This is a genomic window from Mesorhizobium sp. WSM4837, assembly GCF_055811435.1.
Genome location: NZ_JBVVQE010000035.1, coordinates 13,390 through 33,732, shown reverse-complemented (window position 1 = coordinate 33,732; position 20,343 = coordinate 13,390). Strand labels below are relative to the sequence as shown.

Here is a 20,343-nt window from a genome sequence, read left to right as displayed (position 1 = left end):
CCAAACCGCGGCGCTTGCGGTGGAACGCTTGCAGCCGTAATTTACGGCCATGTCCCACGATCATAATCACGACAACGAGCTTGATCCTTTTGCCGCCCGGGTGCGCGCACTGGAGACGATCCTCACCCAGAAAGGGCTGATCGATCCGGCCGCGATCGACGTGATCGTCGACACCTATGAGACAAAGATCGGTCCGCGCAACGGCGCCAAGGTGGTGGCGAAGGCGTGGGTCGAGCCGGACTTTGCCGTTTTGCTGAAACGCGACGCGACGGCGGCGATCGGCTCGCTCGGCTACACCGGCCGGCAGGGCGAGCACATGCAGGCCGTGTTCAACACGGCGGACACGCATAACCTCGTCGTCTGCACGCTGTGCTCCTGCTACCCGTGGTCGGTGCTCGGCCTGCCGCCGGTCTGGTACAAGGCGCCGCCCTATCGTTCGCGCGCGGTCATCGATCCGCGCGGCGTGCTCGGGGAATTCGGGCTGACCTTGCCGGCAACGACAAAGATCCGGGTGTGGGATTCTACCGCCGAGCTGCGTTACCTGGTCGTGCCGATGCGGCCGAAGGGCACCGACAGCTGGAGCGAGGAGCGGCTGGCGGATCTGGTGACGCGCGACGCGATGATCGGCACCGGACTGGCGCGGGAGCCGGCATGAACGGGCCGCAGGATCTCGGCGGGCAGATGGGGTTCGGGCCGGTCGCACCCGAAAAGGACGAGCCCTGTTTCCATGCCGCCTGGGAAAGGCGGGCGCTTGGCGTGACCTTGTGCGCGGGCGCCATGGGCGCCTGGACCATCGACGAGAGCCGGCATGCGCGGGAATTGCTGCATCCCGCCGACTATTATGGCTCCAGCTACTACGAGATCTGGATCAAGGCGCTCGAAACCTTGCTGAAGCGACATGGTTTTGTCAGCGACCGCGATCTGGCCGCGGGCAAGGCGGTCGACCCTGCCGCGACGCCAAAGCGGGTGCTGAAGGCCGAAAACGTGCCGGCAGTGTTGGCCAAGGGCGGCCCATGCGACCGGCCGATCGCCGCGCCGGCCCGGTTCAAGGCAGGCGATATGGTGCGCACGAAGAATTTCCATCCGACCGGCCACACAAGGTTGCCACGCTACGCACGCGGCAAGCAAGGCGCCGTCGAGGCGGTGCGCGCTGGTTTTGTCTTCCCTGACACCAATGCACATGGCCAAGGCGAAAACCCGCAATGGGTCTATACGGTGGTTTTTGACGGCGCCGAGATCTGGGGCGAGGGCGCCGACCCGACGCTGACCGTGTCGATCGATGCCTGGGAGAGCTATCTTGAGCCGGCGTGAGGCGAAGTCAGCCACCGCCACGCTGCCGGCGGATGCGCCGGTATTCGCCGAGCCGTGGCAGGCGGAAGCCTTCGCCATGACGGTCGCGCTGCACGACAGCGGCCTGTTCTCCTGGAGCGAATGGGCGGACGCCTTGTCCGCCGAGGTCAAGCAGCCTGGTGCCGCAAGCGATGGCCACGATTATTACGAGCACTGGCTGGCGGCGCTGGAGAATCTGGCGTCGGCCAAAGGGGTTGCCGACAAAGGCGACGTCGATGCGCTCGCTGCCGCCTGGGAACGCGCAGCGCATGCGACGCCGCATGGCAAGCCGATCCTGCTCGAGAACGATCCCAGCCCGACCGAAGGTCGTGGCGGCCCGACCGGCTAGTGGTATCGGCCTAACATAAGAGTCCGGCTTGGATTCCCTTTGGCGAAAGCGCATGCGAGTCTGGCGCATGCGCACAGGAATATCCTTCACCGTTTCGCCGACCGATCGCTAGCGACTGATGGCTGTCGTCAAAGACCGCAATGCGCCGCAGAAGCACGTCTGGCGCGCCGAGTTCATGCTACTGAGTGCCGACAGCGCCGGTACCGTCGAGATCATGCGGCAGACCGGCAAGTCGAAGACCTGCGTGTGGCGCTGGCAGGAGCGCTTCGCCGCGGCAGGCTTCGAAGGACTGTTGCGCGACAAGACGCGGCCCTCGCGCATTCCGCCTCTCAGTCCCGAAGTGGCGGAGCGCGTGGCGGCGCTGACGTTGCAGGACCCACTTGGCGAACCACGCACTGGACCGCCGATATGATGGCCGAAGCCGCCGGCATCAGCGCCAGCGCGGTACGCCGCATCTGGAAGGCGCACGGCCTTCAGCCGCACCGCTGGCGGCAGTTCAAGCTGTCCAACGATCCACAGTTCGTCGACAAGCTGCGTGACGTCGTCGGCCTCTATGTCGACCCGCCAGCCCACGCCATCGTGCTGTCTGTCGACGAGAAGAGCCAGATCCAGGCACTCTACCGTACGCAGCCCGCCCTGCCCATGAAGAAGGAAGGCTCGGCACCATGACCCACGACAACCACTCTGTTGCCGCCCTCAACGTGCTCGACGGCACCGTCATCGGCAGGAACATGCAGCGACATCGTCACCAGGAGTTCATCCGCTTCCTCAACGCCATCGATGCCGAGGTGCCGGCCAGCAAGGCCATCCACGTCGTCATCGACAACTACGCCGCCCACAAGCATCCTAAGGTGCGTGCCTGGCTCGACCGCCATCTGCGTTTCACCTTCCACTTCACGCCAACCTCGTGCTCGTGGCTCAACGCGGTCGAGGGCTTCTTCGCTAAACTGTCGAAGCGGCGCCTCAAGCGCGGCGTCTTCCACTCTGTCGTCGACCTCCGGGCTGCCATCAACCGCTACCTCGCAGAACACAATCAGCAACCCAAACCGTTCACTTGGACCGCCGACCCCGACAAAATCATCGCCGCCGTCAAACGTGGGCATCAAGTGTTAGATTCCATCCACGTGGTGAAAATCTGACGCTTGGCACCGGAGCCGAAATTCCGGTTTCGACCCCTCATAACAGGTTTGAGCCCGATGCGGGCATTTAGTCGGTTTGCCTCCACCCCTAGTGACATCGAGCTGACTTGAGTCACCTCAGGGTGCCGAGAAACGCCTTGGCTTCTCTCAGGTCGGGGGTCTCGAAGCCCTCGGAGAACCACTCATTCACGGGCACGAGCAGGGTGTGGGCATCGGCAGGTTTGCCTTGGTCGCGCCACAGCCGGGCAAGACCGGTGGCCGCACGCAACTCCCAGGACTTCGCGGATTGACGCCGGGCGATTTCGATCGCGTGCTCAAATGCGGCGCTCGCCTCATCTGGTCTTCCGTCCGGTAGGGCTGCCAGAAGCTGCCCGCGCAAGCAATACAGTTCGGCCTCCGGCCAACGCTCCCCTGTTCCCTCGACCACTGCCAGAGCCTCATCCAGTGCACCGAGCCCCCGTTGCATGTCCCCCGAGAGGGCACAAGCCTCGGCCAGCAGGCCCAGGAAGAACGGACGCATCCACGCCGCGCCGCTCTTCCCCCAATCCGCAAGCCCGCGCTGGATCGCTTCTATCCCGGCGGCCTCCTGACCGTGACGAGCCATGGCCCAGCCCTGGACCACCGTCGCGCTGGCGGCCCATAGATCCAACTTGTGTTCCCGGGCCAGCTCCAGCAACGCCGCCGCATGCCCCGCGGCCGCGCTGTCGTCGCGGCCGAAAGCCCCCACCAGCGCGCTGTACATCAGGGCAAACCCGAGGGTGTTCTTATGGCCGACCCGGTGGGCTACGGCCAATCCCTCGGCTTGTCGGCGGGATGCCTGATCCGGGTAGCCCAGCAGCCACAGCACCCAGGTCAGGTGGGCGAGCGCGGACACGCCAAGGTCCTGGCCAAAAACAAAGGCCGTCGAACCATGCCGTTCCGGGTCGTACAGCGCAACGGCACACTCGAGGTGCTCGCGGGCGGCGAGCAGCTCGCCCCCCACCTCATCTGTCGCGCCGCACATTCGGTGCGCCAAGCACAGCCGCTCCGGGTCTGGGTGCAGCTCGGCCAAGGCGAGAATTTGCCTGGCCAGCTTCTGCTGCTCGGGAAGCGCCATGCGTACGAATTGGACAGCCCAGAACCCATACAGCACAGGAAACTGTTGTGATGCGTCGCCTACGGCCTCTACCAGCTCCTGCGCCCGGGCGAAAGCGGAGGCGGTCTCAGGTGCTGCGTGGCCGTACCGGGCAATGCACGCCTGACCAAGCATAGTCTGAAGATGAAGTTCGCGCTCTGCCCGGGCGCGGCTCTCGGGCAAGGTCCGCACGAGGTCAATGCTCCGGGTGAGATGGCCGATGGCTTCCGCAACGGCCGAGCGCCGGAAGGTGCGTTCCCCGGCCCGCTGCCAGTAGTCCGCAGCCCGCTCGGTCAGTTCCGCCTGGGTAAAGTGATGGGCCAGCAGCTCAGGTTGGGTTTCGACCACCTCCGGCCAGCGCTCTTCCAGTACCTGGGCGATCCGGGCGTGCAACTTCTGGCGTGTGCCACGCAGGAGGCTCACGTAGGCGGTGTCCTGCACGAGCGCGTGCTTGAACGTGTAGGTCGCCTCGGGCGGCGTGCCGCGCCGGAACGCGAGACCAGAATTAACGAGCTCGTCCAGTCCCTGCGCCAACGCTGCCTCGGGTAGTCCCGCCACGGCGGCCAGCAGCTCATGGTTGAACTCCCGGCCGAGTGCCGCGCCGATCTGCGCCACCTGCTTGGCGGCCGGCAGCCGATCCAGCCGAGCGGTCAGTGAAGCCTGCAAAGTGCTCGGGATCGGAAGCGCCGAGACAGCAGCATCGGGCTGGCTGGCACTCTCCAGCACGGCTTTGGTCAATTCCTCGATGAACAGGGGCACACCGTCGGTCTGCGCCACGATCCGATCCAGCATTCCGGCCGGTAATGCTTGGCCCACGACCACCTGAGAGGCGAGCGTCGCGGCTTGACGCGGACTGAGACGGCTCAGCGCCATCAAGGTCACGCCCGCCAGACCGACCCAGGGCGCCTCAAACTCCGGCCGGAAGGAGATGACCACCAGCACTGGCAGCGAGGCCAAGCGCATGATCAACCTGTCCAACAGCTCCAGCGAGCTTGGATCGGCCCAATGCACGTCCTCGAACAGCATCAGCACGGGGGATCGGCGGGCCCGTTCATCGAGGATGTGAAGCAGTGCCCCGAAGGTCTGCTCCTTCTTGCGCTCCGGGCTGAGAGCCAGTGGCGGGTACCGCTCGCCACCCGGCACGCCGAGCATCTCGGCAATGAGCGCCAGCTCATGCGAGGCGGCGAGTGGGTGTAGCAGGGTTTCCAGCTTGACGAGCCGAGCCTCCGCAGGCTCGCCGTCCACGAAGCCTACCTCGTTCTTCCAGCGTGCGATGATCGGTTGAAGGGCGCTCTCACGGTGATGGGGCGAGCAGAAGTACTTGAGTTTGAGATGCACCTTTCCAGCTACGTGCTCCTCAAGCGCAGCGATCAGGCGGGACTTGCCGATGCCGGGCTCGCCGGCGATGAGCACGACCTGCCCTTCGCCGCCCTTCGCCTGCCGCCAGCGGCGCAGCAGCAGATCGAGCTCGTCATCGCGCCCGACCAGCGGCGTGAGGGCGGCCGGATGCATCGCGTCGAAGCGGCTCTGAACCATGGCCTCGCCAAGCACCTGCCAGGTGCGGACAGGGCCGGTTAGCCCTTTGAGGTGAACCGAACCAAGCTCGCGGCACTCGAACAGGCCGCCGATGCGCCGCCGTGTTTCTGCGTCGATCACTGCGCATCCAGGATCAGCAAGGGATTGTAGCCGCGCGGCAACGTTCGGGGTCTCGCCGATTACAGCCTGCTCCTGTGCGGCCCCGGCCCCCAGCAGGTCGCCCACGACGGCGAGGCCACTGGCGATGCCGACGCGTGCGGACAACCGCTCATCGGCGGGCGCAATCTGGCCAACCGCTTCCAGCGTGGCCAAGGCGGCGCGTACTGCGCGCTCGGCATCGGCCTCGTCGGCCTGGGGCCAGCCGAAATAGACCAGGACTCCATCGCCCATGTACTTCGCGACGAAGCCGCCGAAGCGACCAACCGTCTCGGCAATGCGGCGGTGGTAGGTCCCGATCACCTCGCGCATGTCCTCCGGGTCCAGGTGCGCGGCGAGCGCCGTGGAGCCGACGAGGTCGACGAACATCACACTAAGTTGGCGCCGCTCCGCCTCAGGGGACGGCAGGGCCACTGTCCCGGAGATCGTGCTCTGTGGCTGGATGGATGGGGACATGGCTGGAGGCGAGCCCGCGCGCACGGCGGCGATGGCGGCGAGCAACTTGCGGCGGTGGCCGATCGAGACGACGCCAAGTCCGCTCAGATCATCGGCGGTGAGGTCGGCTAGGACGTCGCCATCGATGTCGTTCTCGCGGAACGCCTGTTCGTACTGTCCCAGCCCCAGATCGCGCAGCCACGCGCCAATGTCCATGGCCCTCTCCCGGGTTCGTGGCGACCGGAACGCTAAGGTCTTCAATCTACCCCAAAATCGCGGAGAGGGCATGATGAAACGTCACGAGCTACCTTCGGATTAAGGGCAGCTCGTGGCAGCACCAAGCAGACTTTCGCCGCTCTGTCGGCCAGCTTCCGCTTTCCACCTAAAACCGAAGTCTGTATCGGGTACTAAGCGTCAGGTTTTCACCACAAGGTCGTGGCGGCTCGACTTCGTTCTCTTTAGGTTCCGTCTTCTGCCTGATAAATTGCCTCGTTGGAGGCGGTGCGGCCCGCCGCCGATGATCGTTGCGCCTTGTTTTTCCCTCGCGAATCCGGTCTCTCGCGCTGATGGAATTCTCTCCTCAACAGGACGATGCGCTGAAGGCGGTCGCCACCTGGCTCAAGACCGGAAAGCCGCAGCTGTTCCGGCTGTTCGGCTATGCCGGCACCGGCAAGACGACGCTGGCGCGCTATTTCGCCGAGCATGTCGACGGCCAGGTGCAGTTCGCCGCCTTCACCGGCAAGGCGGCGCAGGTGCTGCGTTCCAAGGGCGCGGTCAATGCCCGCACCATCCATTCGCTGATCTACCGGCCGAAGGGCGAGGAATCGGTGGCGGACGAGGTGACCGGCAAGACTTCGATGTCGCCGACCTTTTCGCTCAACCGGCAAAGCCCGATCTCGCGGGCCAAGCTCGTCGTCATCGACGAATGCTCGATGGTCGACGAGCAGCTTGGCCGCGACCTGTTGAGTTTCGGCACGCCAATCCTGGTTCTCGGCGATCCCGGCCAGTTGCCGCCGATCTCGGGCGGCGGCTTCTTCACCGAGCATGAACCGGATATTCTGCTCACCGAGATCCACCGGCAGGCCCGCGACAACCCGATCATCCGGCTGGCGCTCGACGTGCGCGAGGGCCGCGAATTCATGCGCGGCGACTATGGCGCGGCGCAGGTGATCGGCAAGGAAGACGTCACCCAGGAGCTGGTGCTGAAGGCGGACCAGGTGCTGGTCGGCACCAACAGGACGCGGCGCCGCTACAATCAGCGGTTGCGCGAGCTGAAGGGGTTCAATGCCGACTATCCACAGGCCGGCGACAAGCTCGTCTGCCTGCGCAACGACCCGGCCAAGGGACTGCTCAACGGTTCGCTGTGGAAGGTGATGACCTCGTCGCGCGAGACGGTGAAACCCGGCATCAATCTGCTGGTCTCCCCGGAGGAGGACGATCCGGACCGCGGCGTCGCCAAGATCAAGCTGCTCAAAGCGGCGTTCGAGGACCCGGACGCCGACATTCCCTGGCAGCAGAAAAAACGCTTCGACGATTTCGACTATGGCTACGCGCTGACCGTGCACAAGGCGCAAGGCTCGCAGTGGAACGAGATCGTGCTTTTCGACGAAAGTTGGGCGTTCAAGGAAACCCGCCAGCGCTGGCTCTACACGGCAATCACGCGGGCGGCGGAACGGCTAACGATTGTCAGATAGGCCGGTCGAGCAGCTCCCATGGACCAGGAATCTGGGACTGGCACGGGGTCGACCTGCGTCAGCGTGGGGCCAGCGGTCTGGCGTCGAGCCATTCCCAGGCGGATGCTTCGTCCTTTGCCTCGAAATGCCTGAGCTCGACAGGCGAGGAGGCAGGCAGCAAGCTCTGCGCGCTGGGTACCCAGTTCGGCTCGCCGAGCGCAGCGCAGCGGCCGACATGCTCCACGGCATGGGCCGTGCCCTGTTCAAGCGTTTGGTCCGACACATCGGCCCAATCGACGCCTTCATGGTCGATCAGGCGCACCAGCACGTCGATTTTCGGGTGCAGCGCGTAGGCGGCCTCCAGCAATCCGAACAGGTTTTCCGCGTCGGCCGCCGTGACATGGCCGACGACGTCGATGGCGAACAGGTCGTCGCGGTCGGTGTCGATGCGGCGAACCGCCGGCACGTCTTCAAGATAATTCACGGGTCTTCCTCTTGCTGGATATTATCCGTCCCTCTGGAACACCGCAAACCCCCTGTCTGTTCCCGCCAAAGGCGGTATAGATGGCCGCGATTTAATCCGGACCCGAGAAGCCATGCCTGCAAAACTCTCCGTCAATCTCAATGCCATCGCCATGCTGCGCAACCGGCGCGACCTGCCGTGGCCAAGCCTCATCGGGCTCGGGCGCCTGGCGCTGGCCGCGGGCGCGCATGGCCTGACCGTGCATCCGCGGCCCGACGAGCGACACACCAGGCATTCCGACCTGCCGGAGATCAGGGCGCTGATCGACGACGAATTCCCCAAGGCAGAGTTCAACATCGAGGGCTATCCAAGCGAGGATTTCCTGGCGCTTGTAGAAAAGCACCAGCCGGAGCAGGTGACGCTGGTGCCCGACGACCCTGCCCAGGCCACCTCCGACCATGGCTGGAACTTTGCCGCCGAGGCGGCGTTCCTGACACCGATCGTCAAACGGCTGAAAAAGGGAGGCTTTCGCGTGTCGTTGTTTTCCGACCCGGATCCGTCAGGCATGAACGCCGCGCGCGACACCGGCGCCGACCGGATCGAGCTCTACACGGGGCCGTATGGCAGCTTTCATTCCGATTCGGCAAAAGCGGCGAATGAGCTGGAAAGATTGGGAAAAACCGCGGATGCAGCACTTGCCGCCGGGCTTCAGGTCAATGCCGGCCACGATTTGGTGGTGAGCAACCTGCCGGCGTTGGCAAAGCGCATCCCGGCATTGGCTGAAGTGTCGATCGGACATGGGTTGACAGCCGATGCGTTGGAGTATGGCATGGCCAATACGGTCAAAAGATTTCTGAAGGCCTGTGGGTGGTAGAGATGGAAGCCTCGCTTTGCGGACATGGCAGCCATCACGTAGGGGCACTTGATATTGCATCGCAGCAAGCGTAGAGCACCGCGCGCTTATCGGAGTGTCGTCCATGGCCCTTACCAACAGTGGTAGTGAGGCAGAACCAGTCGAACAATCCAGCCATCCTGAGGTCGAAAAGCACAGCACCAAGGTCTTGATGCTGGGCGCCCTCGGCGTGGTCTATGGCGATATCGGCACCAGCCCTATCTATGCGCTTCGCGAAGCATTGCATGCTTCGTCCGGCACCGATCCGCGCAGTGCCGTCCTGGGCATTCTGTCGCTGATCGTCTGGGCACTGACGATTATCGTGACCATAAAGTATGTCGCCTTCGTGCTTCGGGCGGATAACAAGGGTGAAGGCGGTACCCTGTCGCTTATGGCGCTGGCCCGGAAAGCCTATCCGGCTGGTTCCGGCATCATTCTTGTCATCGGTCTGTGCGGAGCCGCACTGTTTTTCGGCGACGCGATCATAACGCCGGCCATTTCGGTGCTTTCAGCGGTGGAAGGGCTGAGCGTCGTGACCCCGGCGTTCGATCCATACGTGGTTCCCATTACATTGGTGATTCTTGCCGTCTTGTTCGCCGTGCAGCGCTTCGGGACCGGCAGAGTGGCCTCGGTTTTCGGGCCCGTGACGGCGCTTTGGTTCCTGGCGATCGGCATTGCCGGATTGGTGCACATTAGCGATGATCCGTCGGTGCTTTTGGCAATCAACCCCTACTATGCAGTCGCCTATCTTGCCGAAGCCAAAGCGGGTGCGTTTCTCACCGTCGGTGCGGTTTTTCTGGCGGTTACCGGTGCCGAAGCGCTTTACGTCGATCTCGGCCACTTTGGTCGCCGCCCAATCGTGCTGGCCTGGTTCTGGATCGTCTTTCCCTGCCTGCTGCTCAGCTATTTTGGGCAAGGCGCATTCGTTCTTGCTCATGGGGGCGTGCCCGACAATCCGTTCTTCCAGATGCTGCCGGAGTGGGCACTGATACCGATGGTCGGGCTCGCAACAGCAGCGACTGTCATCGCCAGTCAAGCCGTTATCTCCGGAGCGTTTTCGCTGACCCGGCAAGCGGTGCAGCTCAATCTTCTGCCCAGAATCGAAGTTCAGCATACTTCCGAGATGCAGCTTGGCCAGATTTACATGCCACGCGTGAACCTCATTCTCGCGCTCGGCGTGATGCTGCTGGTCGTCGGCTTTGGCAGTTCGAGTTCGCTGGCTTCCGCCTATGGAATTTCGGTGACAGGCGAGATGCTGATGACGACGATCTTGCTGTTCGTGGTGATGCGGTGGCAATGGAAATGGCAGACCGCGCTCGCTGCGGCGCTGGCGCTGCTGTTTGGCACGATCGACACCGGCTTCTTCCTGGCGAATATCGTGAAATTCGTGGAAGGCGGATGGGTTTCAATCGCCGTGGCCTGTATCATGGGGCTGATCATGGGGACCTGGATACGCGGCAGCCGCTATCTGTTCGACAAGACGCGCAGGAACGAGATTCCGCTCGATTTCCTTGCCGCCAATTTGTTGAAGAAGAAGCCGCAGCTGGTGTCCGGCACGGCCGTGTTCCTGACCAGCGATCCGGTCAGCGCGCCGACCGCGCTGATGCACAGCCTGAAGCACTACAAGGTGCTGCACGAACAGAACGTCATCCTCTCGGTGGTGACGGCGCAGCAGCCTGTCGTGCCCGACAGTGACCGGGTCAAGATGGAAACGATCAACGATCTGTTCATGCGGGTGACACTGACCTTCGGCTACATGGAACAGCCCAACATTCCGCGTGCGCTGGCGATCTGCCGCAAGCAGGGCTGGAAGTTCGACATCATGACGACCTCCTTCTTCCTGTCGCGACGCTCGCTCAAGGCGTCACCCAATTCCGGCATGCCGGTGTGGCAGGACAAGCTGTTCATCGGCTTGGCGCGCACGGCAGCCGATGCGACCGAGTATTTCCAGATCCCGACCGGACGTGTGGTCGAGATCGGAACGCAGGTGGCGATTTAGAGCCGCTTCGTCGCGATCCTTCGCGCCCCCCTCTGTCCTGCCGGACATCTCCCCCACAAGGGGGGAGATCGGCAGCTTCGGCCTTACAGCCTTCCTGCGACGCTGAAGATTGGCGAAAACCTCGGTGACGGCCAATCTCCCCCCGTGTGGGGGAGATGTCCGGCAGGACAGAGGGGGGCGCTGTCCCGCCGGCTTCGGAAGTCCGGCACTCTATTCTGGCTCAGCCGGCCAGCGCTGCCTTGTTCGCTTCAAGAAACTGCTTCAGCGATTGCGGCTTCCTGCCCGACAGTGTCTCGATCGCGTCGGTCACCATGCCGATGCGGCCGGAGCGCGTGTTGGTGTCGAAGGATGTAACGATTGGGGCAAAGCCCTCGGGAACGCCGGCAGCCTTCAGGCCCTCGGTCAACGCCTCGTCCGAAAGCTGGACGACCTCGATGGGTTTGCCGGTGACGTCGGTCACCAGGGCCGCGATCTCGGCGACTGTATGGGCCTGCGGACCGGTCAGCGTGTATGTCGTGCTTTCGGTGGCGCCCGAGGCAAGGCCGGCAGCGATCGCCGCGGCCATGTCGTCGCGGGCGCCATGGGCGATGCGGCCGTCGGCTGCGGATGTATACCAGTGTCCCGAGGCAATGGCGTGCGGCAGCGACATGAACAGGTTCTCCTGATACCAGCCGTTGCGGAAAATCGTGTAGGCGATGCCGCTCGCCTTGATCGCCTGCTCGGTCCCGTAGTGATCGCCCGCAAACAGCACCGGCGATCCCGGCTCAGGATTGGGCATCGAGGTGTAGAGCAGATGCGAAACGCCAGCCTGCCTCGCGGCTGCGACGGCATTCTCATGCTGCTTGAGCCGCTTGCCCCGAAGATCGAGCTCGCCGGTCGAGATGATCAGGACCCTGCCGGCGCCCTTGAATGCTTCGACAAGCGACGCGGTGTCATCGAAATCGGCTTGCCTGATGATGACGCCGCGCGCCGTCAGCTCGGCGAGGTTTTCCGGATTGCGGGTGGCGGCGATGATGCGTGCGGGCGGAACCTTGAGCGTGTCCAGCAGATGATCGACGACGCCGCGGCCAAGCTGGCCGGAGGCGCCGGTGACGAGAAGGGTATCGGTCATGGGAAGTCCTGTCGTTGCGCCGGAGCGGCGGGTGCTTGTATAAGTCTCAAAAAGAGACCAGCACTAAAATAGGAATTGACCGACCCTCGTAAAGAAGGCAGTTTTGCGGGAGGTAGGCAGGCGCAGGGAACCAGCGATGGACAGCAAGGTCGTCAGTCTGAAGTCGAAGCTCGAGATTTACAAAGCGTGCAGCGGCGGGGGCAACCTTGCCGACTGTCCGGTGCGCGACGTGATCCAGGGCATCAGCAACAAATGGAGTTCGCTGCTGATGATGGCGCTGGCCGAGAAGCCGTACCGGTTCGGCGAATTGCGGCGGCTGGTGCCCGACATTTCACAGCGCATGCTCACCCAGACGCTGCACGATCTGCAGCGCGACGGCTATGTCCATCGCGAAGTCTTCCCGACCAAACCGCCGAGCGTCGAATACAGTCTGACCGATCTCGGACGCTCGATGTTCGGGCCCCTGCATCAGCTGCTCCAATGGGCCGAGCTCAATCATGGCGCGGTGCGCGCCGCGCGGAACGCTTTCGACGCTGCCGAGACCTGACGCATCGATACCAGGAGATACCAGAGCGACGGCTTGATTTGCCGATAGCGCTGAAGGATGGTCCGGCCTGGGCGAGACGATTCGGCGGCAATGGGCATTTCTCTGGACATCGCGATTGCCGGCGCCGGCCCGGCCGGACTGGCCGCGGCGGTCTATCTGAAACGTGCCGGGCATCGGGTCACCATCTTCGAGCGCTTCGACGAGCCAAAGCCGGTCGGGTCCGGGCTGATCCTGCAGCCGACCGGGCTGACGGTGCTTGCCGATCTTGGTGTGCTCGACGACATCCTGGCGCTGGGCAGCCGCATCGACCGCCTGCATGGCGCCGACGCGAAAACCGGCCGCACCGTGCTCGACGTCCGCTATGCTGCGCAGCGCCGCAGTCGTTTCGGGTTGGCGGTGCACCGGGCGGCCTTGTTCGGCGTGCTTTTCCGCGCCGTCCGGCGCCAGGCGATCGGCATCGAAACCGGCGTCGAGCTCGAGACGCTGGAAACCGGCGAACGGGCAACGCTGATCTGCGGCAACGGGCGAAGGATAGGGCCGTTCGATCTGGTCGTCGATGCCAGCGGTTCGCGCTCCAAATTGCGGCAGCGCGTAGGGAATTCGGGGGAGCCGCGGCCGCTCGCCTATGGCGCGTTCTGGGCGTCACTCGGCTGGCGCGGCGACGGTTTCGACGAGCACGCGCTGCTGCAGCGCTACGACAGAGCGAGCGTGATGATCGGCGTGCTGCCGATCGGCAGGCCGGAACCGGGCGTCGAGAAGATGGCGGCATTCTTCTGGAGCCTGAAGCCGGCGGATGCAGAGCAGGTCAGGGCGACAGGCCTCGACACCTGGAAGGCGAGGCTGGTTCGGCTGTGGCCCGAATGCGACGCGTTCACGCGCCAGATCGACAGTTTCGATCAGCTTTCGCTGGCGCGTTACGGCCATCACACGCTCAAGGTGCCGGCCGGACGGCGATGGGCGATCATCGGCGACGCGGCGCATTCGACCAGCCCGCAGCTCGGGCAAGGGGCGAACATGGCGCTGCTCGACGCGGCAGCGCTCAACTATGCGCTCATAGGAACGGATCGTGTCGATACTGCGCTGGAGGTCTATGTCCAGGCGCGGCGATGGCATGTCCGGGTGTTTCAGGCGCTGTCGCTGATGCTGACGCCGTTCTACCAGTCGGATTCGACCGTGATGCCGTTCGTCCGCGACAGGCTGGTGGCGTCGGTGGCAAAAATCCCGCCGGCGCCAAACATCCTTGCCTCGATGGTGGCTGGAACCGTGGTCGATCCGTTCAGGCGGATCGGTATCAAGGAAGCGCGGTGGCCGCCTGGTTGCGGCGGATGAGTTTCGAAAGGTGCGAACCCTTCGCTTGCAGAAATGCATGAAGGCGCTGTGGATAGTCCGGGGTGACGGCGTCCATCACCGACTTGCGTTCGTGCAATCGCTTTCGCCAGGCCTCGACACGCGGCTTTCCGCTCAGGATGCCGAACGCGCCGATCCGATCGAAGGCGTCGAAATAGCGGAAGACTGGCCCATAGACTGCATCGACCAGTGAAAAGCGCTCGCCAGCAAACCATGGCCCAGCCCGGCCAGCCGCCAGTTCCGCTTCGAGACGATCGAACATTGCCGACAGAGCTTCGCTTTCGGCAAGGAAGGCGGCCTCGGTCGGAGCGGAATAGAACCGACCAATGGCGTTGAGGATGGCCGAGCCGAACTCGATCCAGGCGCGATGCCGGGCGCGGGCCAGCGGGTCGGCAGGATGCAGTGGGTTGGCCAGCGTTTCCTCGAGAAATTCGAGGATGACCGCCGATTCGAAGATCACGGCTTCCTCGCCATTCTGCGGCACACGCAGCAGCGGTACCTTGCCGAGCGGCGATATCGCCTTGAACCAGGCCGGTTTGTTGGCGAGATCGATGGTGAGGCGTTCGAACGGCACGTCCTTTTCGGCGAGCGAGATCGCCGCGCGCTGCACATAGGGACAAAGGTGGTGGCTGACGAGAACGAGCTTGTCGGTCACCAGGCCGCCCGTCTCCGGGATGTCGGCGATCTCCGAAGTTTCATGCTTCATGACAGGGCCTTCCGATATAAATGCAGTTGCATCTATATAGATGCATTTGCATCCACTGGCAAGCTTGATGCAATTGCATCTATCGCCTATGCTGCATCATGACGGAGAATCCTTCGCCGGCGGCCATCAAAGCCTGGGCGCGCCTGATGCGCGTTTCGCGCCAGCTGCTGGAAAGAGCCGAAGACGCGCTGAAGGACGCCGGCTTGCCGCCGCTTGCCTGGTACGACGTGCTGCATGAGCTTGCCGAAGCCGGCGAGGGCGGCTTGCGGCCGTTCCAGCTGATCGAGCGCACGCTGTTTGCGCAGTACAACGTCTCGCGGCTGCTGGCGCGGCTCGAAGCGGACGGGCTGGTCGAGAAGCTCAGGGTTGCCGATGACGGTCGCGGACAGACTGTCCGCATTACGCGGAAGGGGCGCGAGACGCGCCGCCGGATGTGGGCCGTCTACGGGCGATCGATTGCCGAGCTGGTCGGCGCCAGGCTCTCCAATGATGACCTGGAAACCTTGTCGGCTCTGCTCGGGCGGCTGCGTCATCCGGCGATGCCGGAGTGATGTGGTCCGGCTGGCGCTGAAGGTCGCTTGCAGCGACGTCAGACACTTCCCCGGAGGAATGCCAGTGCCGCCAGCACGCCAAGCATGACGCGACCCAGATGGCGATTGCCCCATTTGACGATCAGCGCCCTCGCTTGCAGATTGACGGCGGCCGCGTCCATCGCCTCCAGCAACCGGTTTGTCGGCATCATTACGATCAGCGTCCATGGCCATGGCAGGATGATCAGCACCGCCCCCGTGAGATAGGCGAGACTGCCGGTCTGCCACCAGGCAACGACACCAAGAACACAGGCGACGACGGCAATCGACGCCTGCATAGCGGCGCCGCGCTTGTAGGAAGGCTGCCATTCCTGCAGCAGTGCACGGTCGTCGAGGCGAAGCCGCGCCGGTTGCTCGGCAACGCTGATATAGATGGCGGCGCCCGCGAAAGCGGCGGCAACAGTCAATGCAAGCAGGCCGACGAGCATTTTTCTCTCCGCGATAAGCCGTACGAGCGGTCGCCGTTTCGAGCGGTGGCCGTTCCGGCCTGGAAGTGTCAAAAAGCGGAGATAGGGCTTGCCCCGGGTCCGACAATACGTCATAGAGATGCCGAACCGTAACGTACGGTACGGTCCTGGCCGCCGCCGTTATCGAGCAGGAAAAGAGTTTGTTGCAGGCAAGCGTCGACATCGACACCAGCGAAGCGCTGACCGAGCGGCAGAAAGCCGTGCTCGACGCCGCACTTCGCCTGCTGGTCGAGGAGGGCGATCAGTTGACCATGACCGCGGTGGCGCGGCGGGCAAGCTGTTCCAAGGAAACGCTCTACAAATGGTTCGGCGATCGCGACGGGCTGTTGACGGCAATTGTTCAATGGCAGGCCTCCAAGGTGCGGGTGGTGCCGGTCGACGGCAAGGGGCTTAACCTTGCTTCGCTGACGGTGAGCCTCGCACGTTTCGCTTCGGACTGGCTCAAGGTGATTTCGAGCGACACATCGATCGCGCTGAACCGCGTCGCCATTGGCCGTGCCGGGTCGGGGAACGACGATCTTGGCGCCATCGTGCTGGAGAACGGGCGCTTCGCGATGGCCCGGCGCCTGAAGCCGGTGCTGGAGGCCGGCCGGCAGGCCGGGCTTCTCGAGTTCTCGGATGCCGAAGAGGCATTCCGCACCTTTTTCGGGCTGGTCGCCCGCGACGTGCAGATCCGCCTGCTGCTCGGCGACCGGCTAAAATTGACTGATGCGGCGATTGGCGGCGATGCCGTCCGGGCGACGCAGCAGTTTCTCGCTCTTTACGGAGCAAAAACCGGGCCGCAAGGCCCCTAGAGCCGGATGATTTCAGGTCAAGTCGACCTGAAATCTGAATCCGGCTCTAAACCAAAGAGATAGAGCATGATGTCGTCCGAAAACCGCTTCACACTTTTCGGCATTATGCTCTGAATTCAAAAACGGGAAGGAAGAAAAATGCGTGTCTATTACGATCGCGACGCCGATCTCAACCTGATCAAGGGCAAGAAGGTCGCCATCATCGGCTATGGCAGCCAGGGCCGGGCGCATGCGCTCAATCTCAAGGATTCTGGCGTTGGGGAAATCGCCATCGGCCTCAAGGCCGGCTCGGCGACCGCCCAAAAAGTCGAGGCCGACGGGCTCAAGGTGATGAGCGTGGCGGACGCCGCCAAATGGGCCGACCTGATGATGATGGCGACGCCGGACGAGCTGCAGGCCGACATCTACAAGTCCGAAATCGCGCCGAACATCCGCGATGGTGCGGCGATCGCCTTTGCCCACGGCCTCAACGTGCACTTTGGCCTGATCGAGCCGAAGGCCTCGGTCGATGTCGTCATGATCGCGCCGAAGGGACCCGGCCACACGGTGCGCGGCGAATACCAGAAGGGCGGCGGCGTGCCGTGCCTGGTCGCGGTCAACCAGGATGCTTCGGGCAATGCGCTTGATCTCGCTCTGTCCTATGCCTGCGGCGTCGGCGGCGGCCGTTCGGGCATCATCGAGACCAATTTCCGCGAGGAATGCGAGACCGACCTGTTTGGCGAGCAGGTGGTGCTGTGCGGCGGTCTGGTCGAGCTGATCCGCGCTGGCTTCGAGACGCTGGTGGAAGCCGGCTACGCACCGGAAATGGCCTATTTCGAGTGCCTGCACGAGGTCAAGCTGATCGTCGACCTGATCTATGAAGGCGGCATCGCCAACATGAACTACTCGATCTCGAACACCGCCGAATGGGGCGAATATGTTTCGGGCCCGCGCATCATCACCGCCGAGACCAAGGCCGAGATGAAGCGCGTGCTGAAGGATATCCAGACCGGCAAGTTCACCTCGGAATGGATGCAGGAGTATCGCGCCGGCATGTCGCGCTTCAAGGGCATCCGCCGCAACAACGACAGCCATCAGATCGAGGAAGTCGGCGCCAAGCTGCGCGCGATGATGCCGTGGATTTCGAAGAACAAGCTGGTCGACAAGGCCAAGAACTGACCGAAATCCCGTTCGTTTCCTTGCGCGTCCTCGGGCTTCGCCCTGCGGGCGCGCGGAGATTTCGAAGAACAAATTGGTCGACAAGGCCAAGAACTGACCGAAATCCGCAATTTTATCGTTGCACAGGAAAAGCCGGCGGAGCGCTCCGCCGGCTTTTACATGAAGGCCGTGTGGTTGGGTGGTTGGAGAATGCGGTTCAGGGGATCTAGCCGTAGTGCCAGTGGGGCTTTGGCTCGGTGCCGGTGAACATCACGCCGATGCGGTCCTCGCGGCGCCAGCGGACCACTGCCTTGTAGGCGATGCCGTCAGTCGGCACATAGAGCAGGAACTCGTCGGGCACGCGAGCGTCGATCGAGACCATCAATTCGGCGCCGGAGTCATGCATGTTGCGCACCGTGCACGTGACCTCGGACCTGGTGATGCCGGTCAGGATCGTCGCGCCCTTGAAGACGCGCTGCCTGCGTTTGTCCCTGTTTTCGTCTTCAGCCATCGCGCATAATCCCTGGTGCGATCGGCAGGATAATTAGGCCCGCCTGATAAACATAGCGTTATCGTCGGTGGCGAAACGATTTCGCGGTGCCCTGGCCGGACAAAGAACAGTTCAGAAGAAGGCTGCGCCAGGCGGAAACGGCGCCGCGAGGGGCGGCGCCGTCTGGAATGCATCAGTCGATCACCTATAGGGCGACCAGCATTGCCGGCGCGGGCCGTTATAGGGTTGGAACGTGTTGTCCCAGGTGCGATACGACCGGTATCGATTGTAGCACCAGCGGACATGGGCGCTCGAACCGTTGTTGTAGTAGCCCCGGTTGTAGTAACCCTGGTTGTAGTAGCCCTGGTACAGGCTGCCAAGGCCGAACCCAAGGCCCAAACCGAGAAGCGCGGCGGCGCCGTTGTCGTCGTCGTCGTAATAACGGCCGTAATAGCCGCCACCGTAGTACCGGCCGTAATGGCCGCCACCGTAGTACCGGCCACGATTATGGCGCCAGTGCCGCCCACCGTTCCAGTTGCGGCGCCAGTGCCGCCCACCGTTCCAGTTGCCACGGTTCCAATTGCCACGGTTCCAGTTCCGGGAGAAATTACGGCCACGCATCCAGACGTTATTATTGCCGCCAGCCCAGCTCTCGCGCACGGGCACGATTTCGCGTGCCGCGGCAGCAGTTGGGAGCGGGACGTCAGGCTGAATGGGCCCGGCCATGGAAGGCGCCGAGAGGCCGGAAACAAGACCCAAGGTCAACATGCCCGATCGAATGGTAGTCAAAAAGAGCGGTTTCATTTCACTCTCCGAAGATTCAGGCCCCACTCAGACTAATCCTTAATCATGGACCTTGGCGTCTGAACGGAAGATGAACGGAAACGTTCCATCAACCATGAATGGGCATCGCCCAGCCTTGTTTTCGGCCGCGCTTGTGGGCAAAGGTCACCGCCATGTCGCTGCGCCTCGCCACCTTCAATGTCGAAAACCTGATGAACAGGTTCGATTTTTCCGGATACCGCAACCAGCTCAACGAGGATCGCACGCTGGCGCTCTTCGACATCCAGAGCGAGGCCGAATACAAGATGCTGGAGCAGGCGCGGGCGATCGCGCAATCCGACGATACGCGGCAGCTGACGGCATTGGCCATCGCCGCCACCCGCGCCGACATCATCTGCATGCAGGAGGTCGACAATATCGAGGCGCTGAAGGCTTTCGAACACGGCTATCTGTTCAGGATGGTCGGGCATGGCTACCGCCAGAAATACACCACCGCCGGCAATGATTCGCGCGGCATCGACGTCGCCGTGATGATGCGCAACGAGACCGCGCAGGGCCAGCCGATCGAATTCGTGCGCATGACAAGCCACGCCTATGTCACGTTCGAGCAGTTCGGCCTGCACACGCCGGAGCTGGCAGCGTTCGGGCATCAGGCCAACCAGCGCATCTTCAGGCGCGACTGCCTGGAAATCGACCTGACCGTCGGTGGCGTGCCGCTGACGCTCTATCTGGTGCATTTCAAGTCGATGGGCACGCCCCGCAACGGCCTCGACGGCCGCCAGGCGACGATGCCGCTGCGCATCGCCGAGGCGCAAGCGGTGCGCCGGATCATCGAGGAGCGTTTCGGTGGGGATCACGCCGCCGACAAATATTGGGCGATCTGCGGCGACATGAACGACTATCGGCAGCGCGTGAAGATCTCCGGCGACGCCTTTGACGGCTACCGCTTCGAGGTGATCGATGAGAGCCAGTCCTGCCTCAACGTGCTCACCGCCGGCGGCTTTTGCGAGAATGCGGTCGAGCGGCGCCCGGAAATGGACCGTTGGACCTTGTACCATACGCGCGGGCCGCAAGAGCGGCATCTGTGCCAGCTCGACTACATCCTGTTGTCGAAGGCACTGGCAGCCAGGAACGCGACCGCCGTTCCCGACATCATCCGCAACGGCCAGCCCTGGCGCACGATCTTTCCGGCAGGCCAGGAGGTGGACCGGTTTCCGCGTTGCGGCTGGGACCGGCCGAAGGCGTCGGACCACTGTCCTGTGGCGATCACCCTTGAAATGACCTGA

Annotated in this window: 19 protein-coding genes and 1 pseudogene; 13 read left to right on the top strand and 7 right to left on the bottom strand. The window is 63.4% G+C overall.

What is annotated here, in order from left to right; genetic code table 11:
- Positions 1 to 49 precede the first annotated feature (49 nt).
- The 4 genes and pseudogenes from nthA to AC0L3D_RS20645 all read left to right on the top strand — a co-directional run bounded on the left by nthA (position 50) and on the right by AC0L3D_RS20645 (position 2,817).
- On the top strand, positions 50 to 655 hold the full coding sequence (gene nthA, locus AC0L3D_RS20660; RefSeq protein WP_023798807.1) for a nitrile hydratase subunit alpha: 606 nt from the start codon (positions 50 to 52) through the stop codon (positions 653 to 655).
- Complete coding sequence (gene nthB, locus AC0L3D_RS20655) at positions 652 to 1,311, top strand: nitrile hydratase subunit beta (protein WP_023798808.1); 660 nt, start codon at positions 652 to 654, stop codon at positions 1,309 to 1,311. Before nthA ends, nthB begins: the two co-directional genes overlap by 4 nt.
- Complete coding sequence (locus tag AC0L3D_RS20650) at positions 1,298 to 1,678, top strand: nitrile hydratase accessory protein (protein ID WP_287219131.1); 381 nt, start codon at positions 1,298 to 1,300, stop codon at positions 1,676 to 1,678. Before nthB ends, AC0L3D_RS20650 begins: the two co-directional genes overlap by 14 nt.
- 118 nt (positions 1,679 to 1,796) lie before the next feature.
- Positions 1,797 to 2,817 (top strand): annotated as a pseudogene (locus AC0L3D_RS20645) (IS630 family transposase).
- 112 nt (positions 2,818 to 2,929) lie between these two features.
- On the opposite strand, the gene AC0L3D_RS20640 reads toward AC0L3D_RS20645, so the two are convergent.
- Positions 2,930 to 6,274, bottom strand: a complete 3,345-nt coding sequence (locus AC0L3D_RS20640) for an AAA family ATPase (RefSeq protein ID WP_287219132.1) — start codon at positions 6,272 to 6,274, stop codon at positions 2,930 to 2,932.
- Positions 6,275 to 6,624: 350 nt separating this feature from the next.
- On the opposite strand from AC0L3D_RS20640, the gene AC0L3D_RS20635 reads away from it, so the two are divergent.
- Positions 6,625 to 7,752, top strand: coding sequence for an ATP-dependent DNA helicase (locus AC0L3D_RS20635; RefSeq protein ID WP_128246456.1), 1,128 nt, complete (start codon positions 6,625 to 6,627; stop codon positions 7,750 to 7,752).
- A 58-nt stretch (positions 7,753 to 7,810) separates the two neighbouring features.
- Here the strand turns inward: AC0L3D_RS20635 and AC0L3D_RS20630 are convergent, their stop codons facing one another.
- A complete protein-coding gene (locus AC0L3D_RS20630) occupies positions 7,811 to 8,215 on the bottom strand; it encodes a SpoIIAA family protein (RefSeq protein ID WP_473509037.1) in 405 nt (134 codons plus the stop codon).
- A gap of 112 nt (positions 8,216 to 8,327) precedes the next feature.
- Here AC0L3D_RS20630 and AC0L3D_RS20625 point away from each other — a divergent pair, with 112 nt between their 5' ends.
- Complete coding sequence (locus AC0L3D_RS20625) at positions 8,328 to 9,068, top strand: pyridoxine 5'-phosphate synthase (RefSeq protein ID WP_473509036.1); 741 nt, start codon at positions 8,328 to 8,330, stop codon at positions 9,066 to 9,068.
- A gap of 103 nt (positions 9,069 to 9,171) precedes the next feature.
- Complete coding sequence (locus AC0L3D_RS20620; protein ID WP_027154982.1) at positions 9,172 to 11,085, top strand: potassium transporter Kup; 1,914 nt, start codon at positions 9,172 to 9,174, stop codon at positions 11,083 to 11,085.
- Between the two features lie 220 nt (positions 11,086 to 11,305).
- On the opposite strand, the gene AC0L3D_RS20615 is transcribed toward AC0L3D_RS20620, so the two are convergent.
- Positions 11,306 to 12,196, bottom strand: a complete 891-nt coding sequence (locus tag AC0L3D_RS20615; RefSeq protein ID WP_473645663.1) for an SDR family oxidoreductase — start codon at positions 12,194 to 12,196, stop codon at positions 11,306 to 11,308.
- Positions 12,197 to 12,332: 136 nt separating this feature from the next.
- On the opposite strand from AC0L3D_RS20615, the gene AC0L3D_RS20610 reads away from it, so the two are divergent.
- Positions 12,333 to 12,743, top strand: a complete 411-nt coding sequence (locus AC0L3D_RS20610; RefSeq protein ID WP_023798817.1) for a winged helix-turn-helix transcriptional regulator — start codon at positions 12,333 to 12,335, stop codon at positions 12,741 to 12,743.
- 57 nt (positions 12,744 to 12,800) lie between these two features.
- A complete protein-coding gene (locus tag AC0L3D_RS20605; RefSeq protein ID WP_473645661.1) occupies positions 12,801 to 14,072 on the top strand; it encodes an FAD-dependent oxidoreductase in 1,272 nt (423 codons plus the stop codon).
- Here AC0L3D_RS20605 and AC0L3D_RS20600 read toward each other — a convergent pair.
- Positions 14,035 to 14,796 carry a glutathione S-transferase family protein gene (locus tag AC0L3D_RS20600; RefSeq protein WP_084833688.1) on the bottom strand — a complete coding sequence of 254 codons (762 nt, stop codon included), beginning with the start codon at positions 14,794 to 14,796 and terminating at the stop codon, positions 14,035 to 14,037. The genes AC0L3D_RS20605 and AC0L3D_RS20600 overlap by 38 nt on opposite strands.
- A gap of 98 nt (positions 14,797 to 14,894) precedes the next feature.
- On the opposite strand from AC0L3D_RS20600, the gene AC0L3D_RS20595 reads away from it, so the two are divergent.
- Entirely contained in the window at positions 14,895 to 15,347 is a 453-nt protein-coding gene (locus tag AC0L3D_RS20595; RefSeq protein WP_023798820.1) for a MarR family winged helix-turn-helix transcriptional regulator, read from the top strand.
- Positions 15,348 to 15,385: 38 nt separating this feature from the next.
- Here AC0L3D_RS20595 and AC0L3D_RS20590 read toward each other — a convergent pair whose 3' ends face one another.
- Positions 15,386 to 15,814: an anthrone oxygenase family protein gene (locus AC0L3D_RS20590; RefSeq protein ID WP_473645659.1), complete on the bottom strand. Its 429-nt coding sequence runs from the start codon at positions 15,812 to 15,814 to the stop codon at positions 15,386 to 15,388.
- Positions 15,815 to 15,993: 179 nt separating this feature from the next.
- Between AC0L3D_RS20590 and AC0L3D_RS20585 the strand changes: the two genes are divergently transcribed.
- Positions 15,994 to 16,647, top strand: coding sequence for a TetR/AcrR family transcriptional regulator (locus AC0L3D_RS20585; protein ID WP_473645657.1), 654 nt, complete (start codon positions 15,994 to 15,996; stop codon positions 16,645 to 16,647).
- Between the two features lie 138 nt (positions 16,648 to 16,785).
- A complete protein-coding gene (ilvC, locus tag AC0L3D_RS20580) occupies positions 16,786 to 17,805 on the top strand; it encodes a ketol-acid reductoisomerase (protein ID WP_023798824.1) in 1,020 nt (339 codons plus the stop codon).
- A 205-nt stretch (positions 17,806 to 18,010) separates the two neighbouring features.
- Here ilvC and AC0L3D_RS20575 read toward each other — a convergent pair whose 3' ends face one another.
- Entirely contained in the window at positions 18,011 to 18,295 is a 285-nt protein-coding gene (locus AC0L3D_RS20575) for a PilZ domain-containing protein (RefSeq protein ID WP_287317112.1), read from the bottom strand.
- Between the two features lie 180 nt (positions 18,296 to 18,475).
- The gene (locus AC0L3D_RS20570) at positions 18,476 to 19,078 is read right to left on the bottom strand and encodes a BA14K family protein (RefSeq protein WP_287259827.1); all 603 of its coding nucleotides are present in this window, start codon (positions 19,076 to 19,078) and stop codon (positions 18,476 to 18,478) included.
- Positions 19,079 to 19,230: 152 nt separating this feature from the next.
- Between AC0L3D_RS20570 and AC0L3D_RS20565 the strand changes: the two genes are divergently transcribed.
- The gene (locus AC0L3D_RS20565) at positions 19,231 to 20,343 is read left to right on the top strand and encodes an endonuclease/exonuclease/phosphatase family protein (RefSeq protein WP_287323899.1); all 1,113 of its coding nucleotides are present in this window, start codon (positions 19,231 to 19,233) and stop codon (positions 20,341 to 20,343) included.